The sequence below is a fragment of the Streptomyces sp. NPDC088707 genome, assembly GCF_044752725.1.
GTDB lineage: Bacteria > Actinomycetota > Actinomycetes > Streptomycetales > Streptomycetaceae > Streptomyces.
In genome coordinates this window covers 239,581-260,069 of record NZ_JBIVLV010000013.1, presented here as the reverse complement: position 1 = coordinate 260,069, position 20,489 = coordinate 239,581, and the positions used below count along the sequence as shown (strand labels likewise).

19 protein-coding genes are annotated in these 20,489 nt (G+C 73.6%); 17 read left to right on the top strand and 2 right to left on the bottom strand.

The features are described 5' to 3' along the window. The first annotated feature begins 78 nt into the window (after window positions 1-78). From ACIP84_RS33025 to ACIP84_RS33000, 6 genes are all read left to right on the top strand, one after another. The gene (locus ACIP84_RS33025; protein ID WP_401802969.1) at window positions 79-1,203 is read left to right on the top strand and encodes a glycosyltransferase; all 1,125 of its coding nucleotides are present in this window, start codon (window positions 79-81) and stop codon (window positions 1,201-1,203) included. A 3-nt stretch (window positions 1,204-1,206) separates the two neighbouring features. Next, window positions 1,207-1,665, top strand: coding sequence for a VOC family protein (locus tag ACIP84_RS33020; protein ID WP_355965090.1), 459 nt, complete (start codon window positions 1,207-1,209; stop codon window positions 1,663-1,665). Between the two features lie 16 nt (window positions 1,666-1,681). Then, window positions 1,682-3,295, top strand: a complete 1,614-nt coding sequence (locus ACIP84_RS33015; protein WP_401802966.1) for an FAD-dependent monooxygenase — start codon at window positions 1,682-1,684, stop codon at window positions 3,293-3,295. Window positions 3,296-3,333: 38 nt separating this feature from the next. Beyond that, on the top strand, window positions 3,334-4,104 hold the full coding sequence (locus ACIP84_RS33010) for an SDR family oxidoreductase (RefSeq protein ID WP_355965093.1): 771 nt from the start codon (window positions 3,334-3,336) through the stop codon (window positions 4,102-4,104). Window positions 4,105-4,176: 72 nt separating this feature from the next. Then, window positions 4,177-5,238 (top strand): ketoacyl-ACP synthase III family protein, encoded by a 1,062-nt coding sequence (locus ACIP84_RS33005; RefSeq protein WP_401802962.1) that lies wholly within the window; start codon window positions 4,177-4,179, stop codon window positions 5,236-5,238. Between the two features lie 29 nt (window positions 5,239-5,267). Next, window positions 5,268-6,407, top strand: coding sequence for a ThiF family adenylyltransferase (locus ACIP84_RS33000; protein WP_355965097.1), 1,140 nt, complete (start codon window positions 5,268-5,270; stop codon window positions 6,405-6,407). Window positions 6,408-6,630: 223 nt separating this feature from the next. Here ACIP84_RS33000 and ACIP84_RS32995 read toward each other — a convergent pair whose 3' ends face one another. Further along, window positions 6,631-7,998 (bottom strand): aminotransferase class V-fold PLP-dependent enzyme, encoded by a 1,368-nt coding sequence (locus ACIP84_RS32995; RefSeq protein WP_355965099.1) that lies wholly within the window; start codon window positions 7,996-7,998, stop codon window positions 6,631-6,633. A 73-nt stretch (window positions 7,999-8,071) separates the two neighbouring features. Continuing rightward, entirely contained in the window at window positions 8,072-8,908 is an 837-nt protein-coding gene (locus ACIP84_RS32990; RefSeq protein WP_401802958.1) for a LuxR C-terminal-related transcriptional regulator, read from the bottom strand. A 269-nt stretch (window positions 8,909-9,177) separates the two neighbouring features. Between ACIP84_RS32990 and ACIP84_RS32985 the strand changes: the two genes are divergently transcribed. The 11 genes from ACIP84_RS32985 to ACIP84_RS32935 all read left to right on the top strand — a co-directional run bounded on the left by ACIP84_RS32985 (window position 9,178) and on the right by ACIP84_RS32935 (window position 20,453). Further along, window positions 9,178-10,665, top strand: coding sequence for a nitroreductase family protein (locus tag ACIP84_RS32985; RefSeq protein WP_401802956.1), 1,488 nt, complete (start codon window positions 9,178-9,180; stop codon window positions 10,663-10,665). Window positions 10,666-10,670: 5 nt separating this feature from the next. Further along, window positions 10,671-12,107, top strand: coding sequence for a class I adenylate-forming enzyme family protein (locus ACIP84_RS32980; protein WP_401802953.1), 1,437 nt, complete (start codon window positions 10,671-10,673; stop codon window positions 12,105-12,107). Window positions 12,108-12,130: 23 nt separating this feature from the next. Continuing rightward, on the top strand, window positions 12,131-12,409 hold the full coding sequence (locus ACIP84_RS32975; RefSeq protein ID WP_355965107.1) for a hypothetical protein: 279 nt from the start codon (window positions 12,131-12,133) through the stop codon (window positions 12,407-12,409). After that, window positions 12,402-13,163 carry a dihydrodipicolinate reductase C-terminal domain-containing protein gene (locus ACIP84_RS32970; RefSeq protein ID WP_401802950.1) on the top strand — a complete coding sequence of 254 codons (762 nt, stop codon included), beginning with the start codon at window positions 12,402-12,404 and terminating at the stop codon, window positions 13,161-13,163. Before ACIP84_RS32975 ends, ACIP84_RS32970 begins: the two co-directional genes overlap by 8 nt. Next, a complete protein-coding gene (locus ACIP84_RS32965; RefSeq protein ID WP_401802947.1) occupies window positions 13,160-13,921 on the top strand; it encodes a class II aldolase/adducin family protein in 762 nt (253 codons plus the stop codon). Before ACIP84_RS32970 ends, ACIP84_RS32965 begins: the two co-directional genes overlap by 4 nt. Continuing rightward, on the top strand, window positions 13,918-14,625 hold the full coding sequence (locus ACIP84_RS32960; protein ID WP_401803008.1) for a 4'-phosphopantetheinyl transferase family protein: 708 nt from the start codon (window positions 13,918-13,920) through the stop codon (window positions 14,623-14,625). The genes ACIP84_RS32965 and ACIP84_RS32960 overlap by 4 nt, the downstream gene beginning before the upstream one ends. Beyond that, the gene (locus ACIP84_RS32955; RefSeq protein ID WP_401802944.1) at window positions 14,622-15,803 is read left to right on the top strand and encodes an acyl-CoA dehydrogenase family protein; all 1,182 of its coding nucleotides are present in this window, start codon (window positions 14,622-14,624) and stop codon (window positions 15,801-15,803) included. Before ACIP84_RS32960 ends, ACIP84_RS32955 begins: the two co-directional genes overlap by 4 nt. A gap of 32 nt (window positions 15,804-15,835) precedes the next feature. Continuing rightward, window positions 15,836-17,452, top strand: a complete 1,617-nt coding sequence (locus tag ACIP84_RS32950) for a GMC oxidoreductase (protein WP_401802942.1) — start codon at window positions 15,836-15,838, stop codon at window positions 17,450-17,452. Continuing rightward, window positions 17,452-18,435, top strand: coding sequence for an aldo/keto reductase (locus ACIP84_RS32945; protein ID WP_355965116.1), 984 nt, complete (start codon window positions 17,452-17,454; stop codon window positions 18,433-18,435). The genes ACIP84_RS32950 and ACIP84_RS32945 overlap by 1 nt, the downstream gene beginning before the upstream one ends. A 40-nt stretch (window positions 18,436-18,475) precedes the next feature. Further along, window positions 18,476-19,252 (top strand): class I SAM-dependent methyltransferase, encoded by a 777-nt coding sequence (locus ACIP84_RS32940; RefSeq protein ID WP_148005412.1) that lies wholly within the window; start codon window positions 18,476-18,478, stop codon window positions 19,250-19,252. 217 nt (window positions 19,253-19,469) lie between these two features. Next, window positions 19,470-20,453, top strand: a complete 984-nt coding sequence (locus tag ACIP84_RS32935) for an NAD(P)/FAD-dependent oxidoreductase (protein ID WP_401802939.1) — start codon at window positions 19,470-19,472, stop codon at window positions 20,451-20,453. Window positions 20,454-20,489 lie beyond the last annotated feature (36 nt).

The window sequence follows — 20,489 nt, the reverse complement described above, 5'->3', positions numbered from 1 at the left end:
AGGACCGCGCCCCCGGGCGCCCCAAGGCCTCTTCCCTCCCCCCACCCGTTCCCTTCCGACTCCGAGTGAGGTTCTCCCTTGCGCATCCTCTTCGTCACGGGCGGCAGCCCTGCCACCGTCTACGCGCTCACCCCGCTGGCCACCGCGGCCCGCAACGCCGGTCACGAGGTGCTCGTGGCCTCCAACCGGGAGACGATGGCGGCGATCGCCGGCGCGGGGCTCGCCGGTGTCTGCGTCTCCGACGTCCCCATCCGCCACCACATCACCACCGACCGGGACGGCACGCCGGTCCCTCCGTCCGACGACCCCGACGTACGGATGCGGTCCATCGGCCACGCCTTCGGCCGCATGGCGGCGCTCTACCAGGAGCCCCTCCTCGAACTGGCCCGCACGTGGCGCCCCGACGTCGTCGTGGGCGGCACCCTCACCTACTCGGCCGCCGTCCTGGCCGCGCGCATCGGCGTGCCCTACGTACGCCAGGCGTGGGACTCCGGCGAGCCGCAGGCCGTCGACGTGGCGGCCGGGATCGAGATGCGCCCCGAACTCGAGGCCCTGGGCCTGGACGGCATCCCGGCCCAGTCGCTGTGGATCGACGTCTGCCCGCCCAGCGTGCGCGACCCCGAAGCCCCGCAGGGCGTCTCGATGCGGTGGATCCCCTGCAACGAACAGCCCCTGATCGAGCCGTGGATGTACACCAAGGGGGCGGCGCCCCGGGTCGCCATCACCGCCGGCACCAAGACCGCCCCCGGCTACTTCTTCGACTACCTGGTCGAGCTGGTCCGCAAGCTGGCACCTCTCGAAGCCGAGCTGCTGGTCAGCGCACCGGCCGCGGTCGCCGACGAGCTGAGCGCCGCGACCGGCACCAAGGTCGGCTGGCTGCCCTTCGACACGGTGGCGAGGACATGCGACCTGCTCGTCCACCACGCGGGCGGCGGCACCGCGCTGACCGGCATGGTCTACGGCATCCCGCAGCTGCTCGTCCCCAACATGCCGAAGCTGGTGGCCCCTTCGGAGCGACTGGCCGCCTACGGCTCCGCGCGCTGCGTCATGCCGGGCGACGACACCCCGGACGCGCTGGCCGGCGCGGCGGAGGACCTGCTGACCCGGGAGACCTACCGGGAACGGGCCAGGGCGCTCGCCGACGAGGCCAGGGCCATGCCCGTACCCGCCGAGGTGCTGAACGTGATCGAGAAGCTGGCCTGAGCCGTGTTCTACCACGTGTGCTTCGTCGTGCCCGACATCGAGCGGGCCATGGACGACCTGACGCGCGGCGTCGGTGCCGAGTGGTCGGGAATCCTTGAGGACTCGCTCGGCGAGTGGGACTACCGGCTCGCCTTCACCCGGGGCGGGCCGCCCTACATCGAACTCGTCCAGGGCCCCGAGGGCAGCCCGTGGGACTCGACCCTGGGCGCCCGCTGCCACCACCTCGGCTACTGGACGGAGGACGTCACGGCGAGCTCCGCGCGACTGACCGAAGCGGGCTTCGCCCAGGAGTTCAGCGCCTGCCCGCTGGGCCGGCCGTACACCTACCACAAGGTCGAGAGCCTCGGCGTCGGCCTGGAGATGATGGACGCCTCCCGTCAGCCGCGCTTCGTCGCCTCCTGGGACCCGGGCGCCCCGCACATGCCCGCCTTCGACGCGGCCCCCGCCACCGAACTCCCCTGACCGGAACGGAACACCCATGCCCAACGAGAACCCCGGCGTACTGGTCGTCGGGGGCAGCACGGTGGGGCTGTGCACCGCCTTGTTCCTGTCCCGGGCAGGCATCCCCTGCACGGTCGTCGAACGGCGCCAGGCCCCGCCCACCCACCCGCGCGCGATGGGGATCGGCCCGCGCACCGTGGAGATCCTGCGTGCCGCGGGCCTCGCCGACGCCGTGGACGCCCAGTGCGTGGACATGACCGGCAGCCGGCTGCAGATGTTCGCCGCGCCCACGCTCGCCGAAGCCGCCCTGGACGAGGAGGCGCTGCGGACCCCGCCCCGCGACGACCCCTACGCCGGCCTGACCCCGCAGAGCCTGCGCGGCACCTGCCCCCAGGGGCGGCTGGACCGCGTGCTCCTCGAGGCGGCCCGGGAGGCCGGGGCCCGCATCGAGTTCGGCACCGCGATGCGGGCCTTCACGCAGGACGAGGACGGGGTCACCGCACAGGTCACCGACGACCGGGGGACCCGCGAGATACGAGCCCGGTACCTGGTCGCCGCCGACGGCGCGCGCAGCGGTGTACGGGAGCGGCTGGGGATCGGCAGCAGCGGACCCGGCGTCATCGGCGACCCGCTGATCAGCGTGCTCTTCCGGGCCGACCTGTCCGCCGTGACGCGCGGTCACACCTTCGTGGTGTGCGACATCACCACCCCCGAAGCGCCCGGCGGGCTGCTGCCCGTCGACGGCGACACGGAGTGGATCTACCACTTCCGCTACCCCCGGGACTCCGGCGCGAAGGCCGCCGACTTCACGCCCGAGCAGTGCGCCGAGCGCATCCGGGCCGCGATCGGCCGCGGCACCGGTGTGACCCCCGAGGTGGTGAGCATCCTGCCCTGGCAGGTCCGGGGCCTGGTCGCCGACCGGTTCCGCTCCGGGCGCGTCTTCCTCGCCGGGGACGCGGCCCACGCCATTCCGCCCGTCGGCGCCTTCGGAATGAACACGGGAGTGGCGGACGCCCACAACCTCGCCTGGAAGCTGGCCCACGTCCTGCACGGGACGGCGCACGAGGCGCTCCTCGCCACCTACGAGGCCGAGCGCCTGCCCGTGGCACGGTCCGCGCTCGAACAGTCGACCCTGCGCCTGGGGGACCCCTCCCTGCACTGGGCGACGGGGCCCGGGGGACGCGAGCGCAGGGCGGCGGCCGGGGCGCTCAACGCCCCGGTGGTGCACCTCGGTTACCGCTACTCCTCCGCCGCCGTGCTCGACGCCGTGGCCGAGCCGCCCTCCACCGAGGACCTGCTCCGCAACCTCGACGGGGCGCCGGGCTCGCGCCTGCCGCACCGCTGGCTGCCCGGCCAGGAGGGCGTCCGCTCCACCCTCGACCTGGTCGACGGACGGTTCACCCTCCTGACCGGCCCCGCGGGCACGCCCTGGCTCGACGCGCTCGGCAAGGCCGCGGCCTCCCTGGGGGGCGTACCGGCCGACGGGCACCGCATCGACGACCGCTCCTGGGCCGCCGAGGCGGGCGTCCGGGACGGCGGGGCGCTGCTCGTGCGCCCGGACGGCTTCGTCGCGTGGCGGGCCGAAGACCTCGCCCCGGAGCCGGAGGCGTGCCTGGAGCGCGTCCTCTCCGCGCTCCTCGCCCGCCCGTGACGACGCCCGTCGTCCTCCCCCTCGACAGGAGGCACCCTGTGACAGCGGACACCGCACCGCGCACCGCACTGGTAACCGGTGGCAGCCGGGGCATCGGCCGGGCCGTCGTCGAACGGCTCGCGGGACCGGGCCGCGTGGTGGCCGTCCACTACGGACAGGACGACGCGGCGGCCGAGGACACCGTGGAGGCGGTGCGCGCCGCCGGCGGCGACGCCTTCGCGGTGCGCGCGAACCTGGCGGACGAGGACGCCATCGCCACCCTCGCCGCCCGCGTCGAGGAAGGCCTGGTGGAACGCACCGGGGACCGCGGGCTCGACGTCCTCGTCAACAACGCGGGCATCGGCTGCCGGGCCGACATCACCACCCTCACCGGCGCGGACCTCGACCGGGTCTTCGCCGTCAACGTGAAGGCCCCCGTCTTCGTCGTCCAGCGGCTCCTGCCGCTGCTGCGCGACGGGGCACGGATCGTCAACGTCTCCTCGGTCGCCAACCGCATCGCCCACCCGCACGTCCTGCCGTACGCCATGAGCAAGGGGGCGCTGGAGGCGTTCAGCCGCTCCCTCGCGGCGCAGCTCGGCCCGCGCGGCATCACGGTCAACACCGTCGCCCCCGGGCTGATCGAGACGGACTTCCACCGCGCGCGCATGCGCGCGCACCCCGAGGACGCCGCCGCGGCGGCGGCACTGACCGTCTTCGGACGGCTCGGGCAGCCCGAGGACGTGGCGGACGCCGTCGCCTTCCTCGCGTCGGAACAGGCCAGGTGGATCACCGGGGAGCGACTGGAGACCACCGGGGGGGCCTATCTGTGAGGCACTCCGCGCGGCGGACCGGTCCCACCGGCCCGCCGCGAAACCACCGTTGCACGTCCGAAAGGTCCCCACATGATCCTCAACGACATCTACCTCACCTCCCTGGGTGTACGGCTGGGCCGCCGTCTGGACCTCGAGGAGGCGGTACGGGACGGGCGCTATGCCTCCACCGAGTACACCGCCAACGCTCTCCTCGGGGTCACGGTCTCCGATGACACGTTCGCCCCCGACCTGGCCGTGGCCGCGGCCCGCCAGGCCCTCGAACGCGCCGGGGACGCGACGTCACCGGACGACGTGCGCCTGCTGCTCCACGCCAGCGCCTACTTCCAGGGCCAGGACATGTGGACGCCCTCCTCCTACATCCAGCACCACACCGTCGGGGGAAGCGCCCCGGCCGTCGAGGTCGACCAGAAGTCGAACGGCGGAATGGCGGCGCTGGCACTGGCGGCCGGGCACCTCGCGGGACACGACGAGGACGCCACCGTACTGATCACCACGGGCGAGCGGTTCTGCGCGCCCGGCTTCGACCGCTTCCGCACCGAGAGCGGCACGGTGATGGCGGACGGCGGCACGGCGCTGCTCCTCGGCCGCAAGCCCGGCTTCGCCAAGGTGCTGTCCTGTGCACTGACCTCCGACTCCACGCTGGAGCACATGTACCGCGGCCGTGGCCTCAAGGACGCCCCGGCCTCCGGGGACAAGCCGCTGAACATGCGGGCCCGCAAGACGGACTTCATGCGCAGGAACCTGGACGACCTGGAGGCGATCTCCCTGCGGATCGCCGGCGGCATCGGCGGCTGCATCGAGCAGGCCCTGGACGAGGCGAAGACCGACGTCGCGGACGTGCGCAGGTTCGTGATGCCCCACAACGGCCGGACCGTGCGCTGGTGGAACATGCTGGCGGATCTGGGCGTGGGCCAGGAGCGGACCACCTGGGAGTTCGGGCGCCAGGTCAGCCACCTCGGTTCCGGCGACCAGGTCGCGGGCCTGAACCACCTGCTCGTCACGGACCAGCTGCGGGCCGGGGACCGCGTGGTGCTCGCCGGAACCGGCTACGGCTTCAACTGGGGTGCCGCCGTGCTGGAGATCCTGCACGTCCCCGCCTGGGCCGCCGAGGCCGACGACCAGCAGCCGTGACCGCTCCCGGACACCCACAGGAGACCCGCATGCCGCTTCACCCGCTGGCGCGACCCGCCACCGGCCTCCCGGCCGACGAGACGAGCCGTCAGGCACACCAGTTGATCCTCGCAGGACACGGGTCCGAGGGGCAGCGCCGGCTGGCCGGAGGCCGGGTCCTGGTCGTCGGCGCCGACGAGATCGGCGCCCCGCTCATCGCCCATCTCGCCGACTCCGGCGTGGGTTCGATCGGCATCGCCGACGGCTCGCCGATGAACCCGTGGGACCGGTACCTCGGACTGCCGGACGCGGAGCCCGCGGACCGGGCCACGGCCTGGACCCGCGCGCTCGGGCGCACCCATCCGTTCGTGCGCACCGTCGCCGAGGGCCGCTTCGAGCTGCCCCGTGCGCGCGAACTGGTCAGTGACTACGACCTCGTGGTGTGCGCGGGGGAGGACCTCGCCCGTTGCCAGCTCGTCGACGACGTCTGCGCCGAGGCGGGCATCCCCTTCGTGTGGGGTTCCATGGACGCCACCGGAGGGCGCGTCTCGGTCTTCTGGGACCGGCACGGCCCGGGTCTCAGGGACTTGTTCGCGACGCCTCCCGCCCCCTACTTCCGCGGGATGTCGGGCACGCTGAAGGTGCTCGGCGCCTGGCTGGGGATCGCCCTGGCCACCGAGGTGGTCAAGCTGCTCACGGGCCGGGGCGAGCCACTGGTCGGCCGGGTGATGAAGTACGACGCCATGGCCGGCACGTGCGCGACCGTACCGCTGCGCCCGCACGAGCGGGCCGCGCGCCCGGCCGAACCCGCCGCCGCCGAGCCCTTCTTCGGGCTGCTGTCGCCCGAGGCGACCGAGGCGGCCCGGGAGTCCACGATCTCCGTGGAGCAGCTGAAGGAGCTCCTCGACGCGGGCGGGCCGGTCCACCTGGTCGACGTCCGCGAGCCGGACGAGTACGCCTTCGCCCACGTACCGGGCTCGGTGCTCGTGCCCCAGGGCGAGTTCCTGCACGGCGACGCGGCCGCGCGGCTGCCCGCGGACCGCAGGACCGTGCTGCTGTGCCGGGCCGGCATCCGCTCCGCGGAGGTCCTCGCCGTGGTCAAGCGCGGCGGTCACCCGGACGCGGTCCACGTGGGCGGGGGCATCCTCGCCTGGACGCAGCGGATCGACCCCGCGATGCCCAGCTACTGAGCCGTCCGGCTCGCGCCGACGACTACCTTCGGTGACCGGATGCTGCGGGAATTCATCCCTGCGGAGCCCACCGGAACAGCAATTCATGTGTGTGCCGATGAATTGTTTGCGGAGTCGAAATGCGCGGGCGGAAAGAATGCGTGCGCACACAACAGGAAACCCCGATGGAAACAGTGTGCCCGCCTGCCGTCCGGCAGGCGGGCACACCGCGCGATTCCCCGGTTCAGCGCACGGGGACGCAGCGCCCCGCCTCGGTGCGGTAGGTCCAGCGGGCCCCGTCGCGGGCGAGGGCCGCCACGGCGGCCACCAGGCGGTCCAGGTGCTCCACGGGCGTGCCCGCGCCGAAGCTGGCCCGGACCGCGTTCACCGGCCGCTCGCCGGGCGCCAGCGGCTCGGGGGCCCCGCACTCGTCGGAGTGGTCGGGCGCGTTGCCCAGCAGGCCGCGGACCAGGGGGTGGGCGCAGAACATGCCGTCCCGCACTCCGATGCCGTACTCGGCCGAGAGCGCCGCCGCCAGGTGGGCACTGTTCCAGCCCTCGACCACGAAGCTGATCACGCCGACCCGCGGCGCCGAGCCGCCCAGCAGGGACAGCACCCTGACCTGCTCGATCCCGGCCAGACCGGCCAGAGTCCGGTCCAGCAGGGCCTCCTCGCGGGCCGCCAGCGCGTCGAAGCCCGCCGCCGTCAGCGCCCGGCACGCGGAGGCCAGCGCGTGCACACCGACCACGTTCGGCGATCCGGCCTCGTGCCGGGCCGCCCCCTGCTGCCACTCGACGGACAGCGCACCGTCCCCGTGCACGACGCGCCTGCTCGCACCGCCCCCGGCCAGGTACGGTGCCGCCGCACCGAGCCAGTCGGCGCGCCCGGCCAGCACCCCCGCCCCGAACGGCGCGTACATCTTGTGCCCCGAGAACGCGACGTAGTCCACGCCGAGTCCGGCGACGTCCACCCGGCGGTGCGGTACCAGCTGGGCGGCGTCCAGCGCGACGCGCACCCCGGCCGCGTGCGCGACCTCCGTGATCGACTCGACGGGCCATATCTCGCCCGTGACGTTGGAGGCGCCCGTCACGCAGACGAGACCGGGCAGCCGCGGGTCGTGGCGCGCCAGCGTCTCGGCGACGATCTCGACGGCCTCGTAGGCGCTGCCCGGAGCCCGCATGACGGTGCGCTGCGCCCGCGGCCACGGCAGGAGGGCGGCATGGTGCTCGGTCTCGAAGACGTAGACCTGGGTCCCCGCCGGGAGCGCCGCGGCCAGCAGGTTCAGGGAGTCGGTGGTCGAGCGGGTGAACACGACCTCGTCGTCGGCCCGGCAGCCGAGGAAGTCGGCGACCGTCCGCCTGCTCTGCTCGAAGAGGTCGGTGGACAGCTGGGACAGGTGGCCGGCCCCGCGGTGCACGCTGCCGTAGTAGGGCATGTAGGCGCTGACGTCGTCCCAGACGCTGCTGAGGACCGGGGCGCTGGCGGCGTAGTCGAGTGCCCCGTAGGACACCTCGTCCCCGGTGATGAGGGGAACGCGTACGTCGGCGCCGAGGACGGGCAGCGGCGGGCCGTGGAGCGCGTCGACGGCGGACGGGGCGGGGGTGGTGGACACACGGACTCCTCGATGGTGTGACGCGATGGTGTGAAGGAAGGGTTTCTGCGGACCGGGGCAGGGGGGCGGCGCGTCAGGCGGGCAGGGGCGGATGCCCCGCCTGCTCCAGGAGCCGGGGCGAGCGGGCCGCCACGACCCCGGCCTCGAAGCGGCTGTTCACGCCGAGCCTGCGCAGCAGCGCCGACACCATGCGGCGCAGGGTGCGGGGCGACACGCGCAGTTCACGGGCGACCTCGGCGTCCTGCCGCCCCTTCGCCCACAGGCGCAGGATGACCGTCTCCTCCTCGCTGAGGACGATGTCCTGACCGCCGCTTCCGACGACCGGTACGGCCGTCTCCCGGCGTGCGGCGGGCGCCGGCGGGGTGTGCAGCTCGCGGGCGTCGTCCCAGCAGAACTCGAAGACGCGGCCGAGGAGTTGCAGCAGTGCGGGCCGCCGGATCAGCAGGGTCGTCGACGGCGGGCAGACCAGGGCGAACGCCTCGTCCACCAGGATCAGGCGGAACGGCAGCAGTGGCGCGACCCGCACGTGGACACCGCGCCGCGAGAGCCGCTCCAGATAGCAGGCAGCCTGCTCGCTGCGCAGCAGGGAGCTCTGGTGGATGGTCCGGACACCGACACCGCCCCCGGGCTCGTACGCGTCCCCGACCGGCCACTCCGCGATCAGCCGTCGGGCGACCGCGGACGGCTGGATGACCCGGATCTGCTGCCGCGCCATGGTGGCCACGGAGTCCAGCAGGGCCCGGACGCGGACCGCGTCCGTGATCTCCTCGACGTCCGTCGCGGCCGCCTCCGCGGGCCCGGCGGCGTGCACGGCGAGGGCGGACAGCTGCGTCCGCAGGGAGCGGGTCGCCTCGTCGGCCGCGAGCAGTGCGCGCTCCTGCGTGGCGATCAGTTCGGACAGTGTTTCCACCGGAGAAATCTCGGTCCCCGAAAATGTCTGCAACAGCATCTGATTGAATTCCCGCCCTGCATGTCCTGAGCCGGTCACGGCCGTTATCGGTCACCAAATGGTCTACACGGAACGGAACTCTTCTGGCAAGGTTGAAGTCGCTGCCGGGAATGGGTGAATCGACTTCCGTTCATTACTCTGCGTATTCACCACGCGGGGTGGCCCATTCGCAAGAGACAGCTCGGACGCCGAGGCCGAACCCACCTCGGCAGGAAGGAGAAGCGAAACCGGTGAACGACAAAGCCTCCGTGATGGAAGGCCGGCCGACCGGGCGCGTCGAGGCCGACAGCGCCGACGACAAGGACGCGGCCGCCCGCCCCGGCCCCCGGTCCGCCGACGCGGCCGTGGACGACGCCCTGCGCTTCTGGCAGCAGATGTCCCTCGCCGCCGTCCCCGACGGCGTCCCCGAACCCCAGCGCATCGACCTCCCCGAGGAGTTGCACGGTGCGCTCGCCCTGCTCGAGACCTCCGCCGAGGGCTCGCTCCACGGTGGCCCCTCCGCACCCTCGGCCGGCGCGCTGTACCCGTACGAGACCTACGCCGTCACGGACGGCCCCCGCGGGCCGCGGGTCTTCTCGGTGGACGTCACCCGGCGCGGCTGCCGCCTGCTCCACGAGGGGGAGAAGGTCGCCGACGCACTGGCCCGCGGCGGGCTCGCCCTCCCCGCGCCCGACTGCTTCCTGATCCTCATCGCCGTACGACCGTGGATGTCCATCCGCAAGTACGACGACCGGGGCTATCTGTACGCCCAGCTGGACGCCGCCCACCTCGGCACCCACCTGCTCTGCCTGGCCGGCCGAAGCCACCGGCGTGCCCAGTGGCTGACCAGGGCGGCCACCGGCCGCCTCGGTTCCCTGCTGCGCCTGGACGAGCACCACGTCGTCCCCCACAGCGTCCTGCTGGTGGCCGACCGCGTCGACGCCGGGCAGCCGTCCGTGTCCGCCTGGACCTGCACGGACTGGCGGGGCGTCCCGCCGGTGACCCGCGCCGGCAACGGTTCCGAGGAGCGATGTTGGCGCGGTCTGCTGCCACGCCTGCAGAGCCCGCCGGCATTCTCCTCCACCCCTCTGCTGCGCCCCCTGCTCGGCCCGGAGCCCGAGGGCGAGGCACTCCCGCCCGGTTCCGGCGCGCTGGCGGACCTCGCCCGCCGGCGACGTTCGGCGAGGGACTTCGGCGAGGCCGAACTCCCCCTGCCGCGCCTGCGGGAGGCCCTGTCCGCCCTGGGGACCGCGCTGGCCACCGACCTGCCCGCGTCCGGCGGCTTCGGCGCCACCCTGGTCGCCCGCCGCGTCACCGGGCTCGCCCCCGGCGCCTACCCGGTCCTCGGCGGCGGTGAGATCGCCGCCGAACCCACCGGCACCACCCACGCGACCGCCGAGGACATCGTGCGCATCTGCATGGGCCAGGAACAACTGCGCCACACCTGCGCCGCCGTCGTCTTCCACGCACGGCACCAGGACATCTTCCGACGCGGCATGCGCGGCATCGACGAAGCGCTGCTGCGCTCCGGCGCCCTGGCCCACCTCCTCTACCTCGGAGCCACCGCGACCGGCACCGCGGTCACCACCATCGGTGGCTTCGACGCGGGCCGCTGGCACTCCCTGGCGGGTCTCGCGGACGAGGACGAGGTCCTCTACGTCGCCATGCTCGGCACCCCCGGCACCTCCACGGTCAAGGTCGACCGCCTCCAGCCCGCCCACGCCCACGGACAGCGGTGACGGCCGTGCTCACCGACATCCTCGCCTGCGCCCTGCGGGAGCACGGCGACGCACCCGCCGTCGCCGACCGGCACGCCGCCCTGACCTACCGCGAACTCGACGCGGCCGCGGACCGGCACGCGACCGGGCTCGGCGCCCTGCTCACCGGCCGCGACCGGCCGCGCGTCGGCATCCAGGCCGCCAACTCCACCGACTACGTGGTGGCGTACCTGGCCGCCCTGCGGGCAGGCTGCGTCCCCTTCCTCATCGACCGGGCCGCCGGGCCCCAGGAGACCGAAGGCATCCAGCGCGACTGCGGGCTCGACCTGCTGGTCCACGAGGAAGCCACCCCCGTGCCCGGCCACGGCACCCGGCTCGCCGCTCTCGGCTCGCTGCACGTCACCCGCTTCCCCGAGGTGCCGGACCGCCCCGAGCTGCACCGGGAGACGGAGGTCTGCCGCTTCACCTCCGGCTCCACCGGCCGTCCCAGCTGCATCGAGTTCCGTGGCGACGCCGTGTACCGCGCGGCCGTCAACTGGGCCGAGGGGACCCGTCTTTCGAGCCGGGACACCATCCTGTGCTTCGCCTCGCTCTCCAACGGCCTGGCGTTCAACACCTCCCTGCTCTCCGCGTTCCTCGTCGGCGCCTGCCTGCGCCTGGGCAGCGGACTGCCGACCGCGGGAGCGGTCACCCGCACCCTCCGCGACAGCGGCGCGACCCGCCTGATCGGCTTCCCCGCCCTGTACGAATCCCTGGTGCGCAACGGATCGGGCCCCGGACGGCTGCCCGAACTGCGCATGGCGATCTCGTCCGCCGCACCCCTGAACCCCCGCACGAAGCGGCTGTTCGAGGAGAGCACGGGCGTGCCGCTGCAGAACTACTACGGCATCGCCGAGGCCGGGCCGCTCACCTACGCCGCCGACCCGCGCACCGACCCCGGCCTCGGGCAGCCGCTGCCCGGCGTCGAACTGCGCGCGGGCGCCGCCGGAGAGCCGGGCGTCGTCTCGGTCAGGAGCCAGTCCATGGGGACCCGCTACCTCAACGCCCCCGGCGCACTGGAGCGGCGGATCGACCGCGACGGCTTCTACCGTACGGGCGACGTGGGGCACCTGCGGGACGGCAGCCTCGTCCTGACCGGGCGCACCAGCCAGGTCATCAACATCGGCGGTCGCAAGATCGACGCGGTGGAGGTCTCCACGGCCCTCGCCGGGGCACCGGGAGTGGACGACGCGGTCGTCCTGGAGATCACCGACCGGCACGGCACGGCCGCCCTCGCGGCGGTACTCGCCGGAGCCCCCGGCCTCGACCCCGCCGCACCGCGCCGGCACGTCGCCGAGCGCCTCGCCCCGTACAAGGTGCCCAGTCTCGTACGCATCGTGCCCCGCATCCCCCGCGGCACCAGCGGCAAGCCCGCCACCGCCGAGCTGCGCCGCCTGTTCGACACCCCGCAGGACTTCCAGTGACCACACCCAAGGAGAACGCAGCCATGACGGCCTCCCCGGACCACATCCGCCCGCACCTCGTGCGCATTGTGCTCAGCTCGGCGGAGGGCGACCTGACCGAGAAGGAACTGGCGGCCGCCGACTGGTCGCTGCCGCAGGTCAACTACTCCTCGCTGGCCTACATCCGCATGATCGACACCGTGGAGAACGAGCTCGGCGTCTACCTCGACCCCGAGGAGGAGAGCCAGCACTTCGAGACGATCGAGACCCTGGTCGAACTGGTCTGCCGCCACCTGCGCGAAGAGCAGGCCGTCGATGCCTGAGACCGCCATCGGGGTCTTCGGCACGGGCCGCCTCGCCCGCGCCGTGCACCGGCTCGCCACGGAGGAGGGACTCACCGCCCACCTCCTCGACCCGCGGCGCCCCGAGCAGTGGGACACCGTGCCCCCGCCCGGCGTCCTCGTCGACTGCTCGGCGCCCGAGGCCGTCGCGCACGCCGCCGACCTCAGCGCCCGCCTGGACGTCCCCCTCGTGGAGTGCGTCTCCGGGCTCGACGAGCACCACCTGCGGGTGCTGGAGGAACGGGCCGCCGGCACCGTCGTCGTCCTCGCCCCCAACCTGTCCCTGGGCAACTACCTCCAGACCCGCGCCCTGCGCCTGGTCGCCGACGTGGTCACCACCATGGACCGCGCGGGGATCACCGGCGCGGTCCCCGAGGCGGCCGTCCTGGAGCGCCACCCCGCCGCCAAGCGGCACCGGCCGAGCACCACGGCCTCCCGGCTCGCCCGGCAGTGGCTGCGGCACACCGGCAGGCCCGCCGCCGACGTCGCCTCGCTGCGCTGCGGCCCCGCGGTCAGCGACCACGAGGTCCGGCTCACCTGGCCCGAGCAGACCCTGACGCTCACCCACCGGGTGGACTCGCTCGACGCCGCCGCGGCCGGTGCGATCGGAGCGGCGCAGTGGGCCGCCGGACACGCCCGCGGCGGCACGTACACCATCCACCAGGTCTTCGACGACCTGCTGGCCACCATGGCGGCCCGGACCGCCGACGACGACGACCGGGAGGACACCCCGTGACCACCGGCACCGCAACCCGTCCGGCCTCCCGCGCCCCCCTCGCGCGGGTGCCCGCCCGGCTGGCCGGCCAGATCGCCGCCGGCGCGCGCATGCTCTCGCTCGACGGCCACGACGACTTCAACCAGGGCCAGATATCCGCCAGGACACCCGGCTCCGACACCTTCTTCATCAAGAACGCACTCTGCGGGTTCGACGAGGCCACCCCCGGCCAGGTAGTGGCCGCGTCCATCGACCCCGACGCCCCCGTCGACCCGCTCGCACCGCCCGAACTCCCCCTGCACCAGGCGATCTACCGGGCCCGCCCGGACGTCAACGGCATCGTGCACAGCCACGCCCCGCACACCCTCGTCTTCGGCGCCACCGACCTCGAACTGCGCCCCGTCTCGCACGACGGCGCGCACTTCACCGACAACCTCGCCCTGTTCACCCGGACCAGCAACACGGTCCTGGACCAGGCCACGGGCGACGCCATCGCCGAGGCCCTCGGCGACGCCGAGGGCGTGCTGCTGCGCAACCACGGCGGAGTGATCGTCGGCAAGAGCGTGCGGCACGCCGCGGTCTTCGCCCAGGTCCTCGAACGGGCCTGCCGCCTGCAACTGCTCGCGGAGCAGAGCGGTGTGCCCTACACCTGGGCCACCGACGACGACGTCGCCCTGAAGCGGGACTTCATCTACGCGGACCTGTCGGTGCGCTCCTACTGGGAGTACGCGGTCAGGCGCGTCAGGCGCGTCTGGCCCGAAGCCGCCACGTGGAGATGAGCCCCGGCCGCCACGACATCCTCGTGGCCTGCGCCACGGCGGCGGCGGCGGTGGCCCACGCCCACCTGCTCAGCTCCGAGGAACTGCGCCGGGCCCGCAGGTACGCGCCGCACAGGGCACACGAGTTCACCGCCGGACGCGCACTGCTGCGCTGGGCGCTGGAACGCTCCCTGGGACGCTGGACACGGACCTGCCGCATCGGAGCCACCGACCGCGGCAAGCCCGTCCTGATGGACCTGCCGGGCACCGGCATCAGCGTCTCGCACAGCCAGGGGACGATCGCCGTCGCCGTGGCCGGCGGCCGCACGGTGGGCATCGACGTCCAGGGCCCCGTACCGCCCACCCCGGGGCTGCTGCGCCGCTGCTGCTCACCGGCGCAGCAGCGCGAGCTGGCCGCCCTGCCCGCCGAGCGGCAGGCCGTCGCGGTCGCCAGGCGCTGGGCGATCCACGAGGCCTGCGCCAAAGCCACCGGGACCACACCGATCAACCTGCCCGCCCCGCACCCGGGGCCGCTGCTGGCCGACAGCGGAAGCCGGCGGGGCCTGCGCTGGCGGGTGCTGCACCCGCTGCACGGCGCCGCCGTCTGTGTCGCGTACGACGACCGGCCACAGCCCCCGGCCACGCTCACCCTGGCCCTGCTCGCACCCCACCGGGCGCCCGCACCCCGCACCCACCCACCGGAAGATGGACCGACGTCACGATGACAGCCCTGCCCCTCACGGAAAGCCTCCCGAGGCACCTGCCGACGGAACAGGACGAGGTCGTCCGCGACCTGCTGGCGCTGACCGAGACCCTGGCCGACAGGGAACTCGCCCCCCACGCGGACGAGTTCGAGGCCGCCTCGCGGTTCCCGCGCGACATCCTGCGCACCCTCGGCCGGGCCGGACTCCTGGGCCTGCCGTACCCCGCCGAACACGGTGGCGGCGGCCAGAGCCACGAAACGCACGTGCACGTCCTGGAGATCCTGGCCAGGCGATGGCTCGCGGTCGCCCAGTCGGTCAACATCCACGCCCTCGCGTGCTACCCGCTGGCCGCGTTCGGCACCGAGGCCCAGCGCGAGCGCTGGCTGCCCGGCATGCTCGGCGGTGAGCAGCTCGGCGCGAACTGCATCTCCGAGGCCGAGGCGGGCTCCGACATCGGGGCCATCTCCAGCACGGCCCGGCGGAGCGAGCAGGACGGCACCTACACCGTCGACGGCACCAAGGCGTGGACCAGCCATGCCGGACAGGCCGACTTCTACAACGTCTTCTGCCGCACCGGAGGCCCGGGCGTGCGAGGCCTGTCGCTGCTTCTCGCCGACGCCGCCACCCCCGGCCTCGAAGTGCAGCGCGCGGAGAAGAAGATGGGCGTGCGCTCCTCGCCCACCGCCTCGGTGGTGTTCGACGGCGCCGAGGTCGGGGCGGACCGGATGATCGGCCGGCCCGGCAAGGGGTTCCTGATCGCCTCCGGACTCTTCGACCGGGGCAGGCTCGGCATCGCCGCCTGCGCGGTGGGCCTCGCCTCCGCGGCCATGGAGCACGCCGTCGCGTACGCGAAGACCCGGCACCAGTTCGGCCGGCCGGTCATCGACTTCCAGGGACTGTCGTTCCTGCTCGCGGACATGTCCACGCAGATCGCCGCGGCCCGCGCCCTGGTGCGCGAGGCGGCGCGCACGCTGGACTCCGGTGCGAGCCCGTCGGCGGTCACCGCCGCCGCGGCCCGCGCGAAGCTCTTCGCCACCGACACCGCGATGCGGGTCACGACGGACGCCGTCCAGGCGCTCGGTGCCTACGGCTACGTCGAGGACCACCCGGTCGAACGGTGGATGCGCGAGGCGAAGCTGCTCCAGATCATCGAGGGCACCAACCAGATCCAGCGCGTCATCGTCGCCCGGTCCCTGTGACCCGCCGACCCGAGCTCCGAGGGAGGAACAGCATGTCCACACACCTGGCCCAGGCGGCGGCCGAAGGCGCCGGCGACGTCCCGGCCGCCGTCGACGTGGTCGTCGTCGGCAGCGGACCGGCGGGCGCGACGTACGCCCACCAGATCCACGCGGCGCACCCCACGGCACGCGTCCTGCTCGTCGAGGCGGGCCCCGTGCTCACCGACCCGCCCGGCCGGCACCTGACCACGATCACCGACACCGGGGAACAGCAGCGCGCCCGCGTCGCCGCCCAGGGCCCCCACCAGCGTCCGTACGCGACGGCCGCCGCGTCGGCCGTCGCGCACAACCAGAGCCCGCGGGAGCGCGCGCGTGCCCTCGTCGACAGGCCGGGCATGTTCGCCGTCGGCTCCGGCGACCTCACGGCCGACGGCCTGCCCGCCGCCCAGGAGATCTGCGGCGTGGGTGGCATGGGCACCCTGTGGTTCGGCGCCGCACCGCGCGCGGGTGAGGACGAGCGCGTCGACTGCCTGCCCCGCGCCGCGCTCGACGAGGCGTACACGACCGCGGAGCACCTGCTCGGAGTGGACAGCACCCAGTGCGACGACTCCTCCTTCGCCGCGTACGTGCGCCAGCTGCTGGGCCGCGATCTCGACGAGGGGCGTGCCCCCGACCGCACGGTGCGGCCCATGCCGCTGGCCGCCACCCGAGTCGGCGGCGAACTGCTGCGCCACGGTACGGACGTCATCCTCGGGGACATCCCCATGGGCCCGGGCGGCCGGGTCGAGCTGCGCGCGAACACCCTGTGCGAGCAGGTGCTGGTGCGTGACGGCCGGGCCGTCGGAGTGCGCCTGCGCGACCGGAGCACCGGAACCCGCCACGTCGTCGGCGCCGACTACGTCGTGGTGGCGGCCGACCCGCTGCGCACCCCGCAACTGCTGTTCGCCTCGGGGGTGCGCCCCCCGGCGCTCGGCCGCTACCTCAACGAGCACCCGCAGGTCTCGGTCCTCACCGAGGTCCACGGGTACGCCGCGGCCGCGAGCGAGAGGGAAGCGCCCGGCGGGGTCACCTGGATCCCGTACGAGGGCCGGCGTTACCCCTTCCACGCCATGCTGACCCGGATCGACCCCGCCACCGTGGCGAACGGCGCACGGCCCCGGGAGGCGGACGCACCGCTGGTCGCGGTACACCTGTTCACCTCACAGCGCCCGCGGCCCGAGAACCGGCTCGAGTTCAGCGAGACCGAACGGGACTGGGCAGGCATGCCCGCCATGACGATCCACCACACCCTCGACGGCGAGGACCGCGCGACGCTCGCGGAGGCCGAACAGGAGGCGCTGCGGCTGAGCAAGGTCCTCGGCAGCCCCGCCGAGGGCGAGCGGGCCTGGGTCCTGCCCTCGGGCAGTTCCCTGCACTACCAGGGCACCGTGCGCATGGGCGCGGAGGACGACGGCACCAGCGTCTGCGACCCCGCCTGCCGGGTGTGGGGCGTCGACAACCTCTACGTCGCGGGCAACGGCGTCATCCCCACGCGTACGGCCTGCAACCCCACCCTCACCAGCGTCGCGCTGGCCGTCATCGGGGCCCGCGACATCGCAGACCGCATCAGCGACACCGAGACCGCCGCGTCCGCGGTCGCCGCCACGCCGCACGGAGGGCAGGACACGTGATGCACACCCAGCTGGGCCGCACCGGCCTGCGCGTCAGCCGCCTGGCGCTCGGCACCGTCAACTTCGGCGGCCGGGTCGAGGAGGAAGAGGCGCACGACCTCATGGACCACGCCCTCGACCGGGGCGTCAACCTGCTGGACACGGCCAACACCTACGGCTGGCGCGTCCACAAGGGCCACACCGAGGAGGTCATAGGCCGCTGGCTCGACAAGGACCCGGGCCGTCGCGACCGCGTGGTCCTGGCCACCAAGGTGGGCGACCCGATGGGCGACGGGATCAACGACGGCGGACTGTCCGCCCGGAACATCGTCGCGGCGTGCGAGGCGTCGCTCAGGCGCCTGGGGACGGACTGGATCGACCTCTACCAGATGCACCACATCGACCGCTCGGTGCACTGGGACGAGGTGTGGCAGGCGATGGACCTGCTGGTGACCCAGGGAAAGGTCCGCTACGTGGGGTCGTCCAACTTCGCCGGCTGGGACATCGCGACCGCCCAGGCGGCCGCCCAGCGCAGGAACACCCTGGGCCTGGCCTCGGAGCAGTGCGTCTACAACCTGGTCAGCCGCTACGCGGAACTCGAGGTCATCCCCGCGGCCCGGGCCCACGGACTCGGCCTCCTCGTCTGGTCCCCGCTGCACGGCGGCCTCCTGGGCGGCGTACTCGCCAAACAGCGCACGGGCTCGGCCGTCAAGTCCGCCCAGGGCCGCGCGGCCCAGGCCCTCGCCGAGCAGCACGACACCATCCACGCCTACGAGCGGCTCTGCGCCGAACACGGCCTCGACCCCGCCGTCGTCGGCATGGCCTGGACGCTCGCGCGCCCCGGCGTGACCGCGGCGGTGATCGGTCCCCGCACGCGGGCCCACGTCGACGGCGCGCTCCAGGCCCTCGAACAACCCCTGCCCGAGTCGCTCACGTACCGGCTCGACGAGCTCTTCCCTCCCGTGGGCCGGGGCGGTCCCGCCCCGGACTGCTGGCTCTCCTGAACCTCACGCACCCGAAACGAAGCGAAGGGAAACACACCCCATGAGCGAGAACACGTACACCGACCCGCGGATCGTCCCGCACGAGTCGGCGCAGGACCGGGACGCCCGCGAGCGCCTGACCAAGCTCCTCGTCGACACGCCGATCCCGCCGGAGTACCTGATCGACAACCTGCCGGTGTACCTGCGCCGCCAGCAGCTCGCCGACCTGCTCTCCATGGACGCGCTGTACCGCATGCTGCCCGAAGTGCCCGGCACCATCATGGAGTTCGGCGTGCTCCACGGCCGTCACCTGGCGACGCTCACGGCCCTGCGCAGCATCTACGAGCCCTACAACTCGCTGCGCCGCATCGTCGGCTTCGACACCTTCACCGGCTTCCCCGACGACATCAAGGACGTCGACAAGGTCAGCACCAGCGCCGTACCGGGCCGCTTCGCCACCCCGGACGGCGAGGTCGACCACCTGCGTGAGGTGCTGGCCGCCCACGAGGCCACCGAACCCTTCGGGCACACCCAGCGCTCCTTCGTCGTCCAGGGCGACGTCCGCGAGACGGTCCCGCGCTACCTGGAGGAGAACCCGGAGACGGTCATCGCGATGGCCTACTTCGACCTGGACCTCTACCAGCCGACGAAGGAGCTCCTGCTGGCCATCAAGCCGCACCTGACCAAGGGCAGCATCCTGGCCTTCGACGAGCTGGCCCACCCCAAGTGGCCGGGGGAGACCACCGCCCTGCGCGAGGTCTTCGGCCTCGACATGGCCCCGCTGCGCCAGCTGCCGGGCCGCGAGCCCCCGGTCATCTACATGAAGTGGGGCGAGTGACCGCAGGCGTTCGCGGTGGGGAGGGCGCGCCCGAGGTCACGCTCCCCTCACCGCGCCCCCTGGTCGGCGCCACGGACCGGAGTCCGACGACGGGACCCGGCCCGGCACGCGCGGCCGCCGGCCGGGTACGAGGACGCCGCGCCCCGCGTCCCGGAAACGGCAACAAAGATTGTTCTGGTCTCGGGTGGGCCGCACCCTGGCGGCGGAGGTGATCGCCATGACCGGCGCCCACAAGGAAGACACTGTTCGGACCTCGTACGACGTGATCGTCATAGGCGGCGGGGCGGGTGGGCTCAATGCCGCGCTCGTGCTTGCGCGGGCGCGGCGCAGTGTCGCCGTCGTCGACGCCGGGGAGCCCCGTAACGCTCCCTCGGCTCATATGCACAGCTTTCTCTCCCGCGACGGAGTGTCGCCGCTGACCGTGCTCGAGACCGGGCGGGCCGAGATCGCGCGGTACGGAGCCGTGCGGGTCGAGGGGCGCGTCGACCAGGTCGAGGCGCGGGACGAGGGGGGCTTCGTCGTGCGGCTCGACGGGGGTGCCTCGCTCGACGCGCGGCACGTCGTGCTCGCCACCGGGCTGCGCGACCAGCTGCCCGAGATCCCCGGAGTGCGGGCACTGTGGGGTGGCGACGTGCATTTCTGCCCCTACTGCCACGGTTACGAGGTGCGCGACCAGCGGATCGTCGTGCTGGGGGTCCATCCGGCCTCCGCCGGGCAGGCGCTGCTGCTGCGGCAGTGGTCGCACGACGTCGTGTACGTCTCCCACGACCGGCCGCTGAGTGACGACGAGCGTGAGCTCATGGACGCCCGCGGGGTCGAGGTCATCGAGGGCTCCGTGGCCACCCTGCTCAGCAAGGACGGGAGCCTGCACGCCGTCGAGCTCACCGACGGGCGCACCGTCGACTGCGCCGGGGTCTTCCTCTTCCCGAAGATGAGCCCGAACGACTCCGCCTTCGACGGGCTCGGCTGCGAGCGCGACGAGCAGGGCTGGCTGGTCACCGACCGCGCCGGGCGCACCAGTCGCCCCGGCCTCTGGGCCGTCGGCAACGTGGTGGACTCGCGGGCCCAGGCCGTCACCGCGGCCGGCATGGGAGCCGCGGCCGCGTTCGCGCTCAACCACGACCTCGTGGACGAGGAGGTCCAGCGGGATCTTCTCGCCCATCGGACCTCCCGGAACGAAGGGGCCGTTCCCGCCGCCTGATCCTCCCCTTCGGCGTCCCTCCCCGCGCCGCCTCCC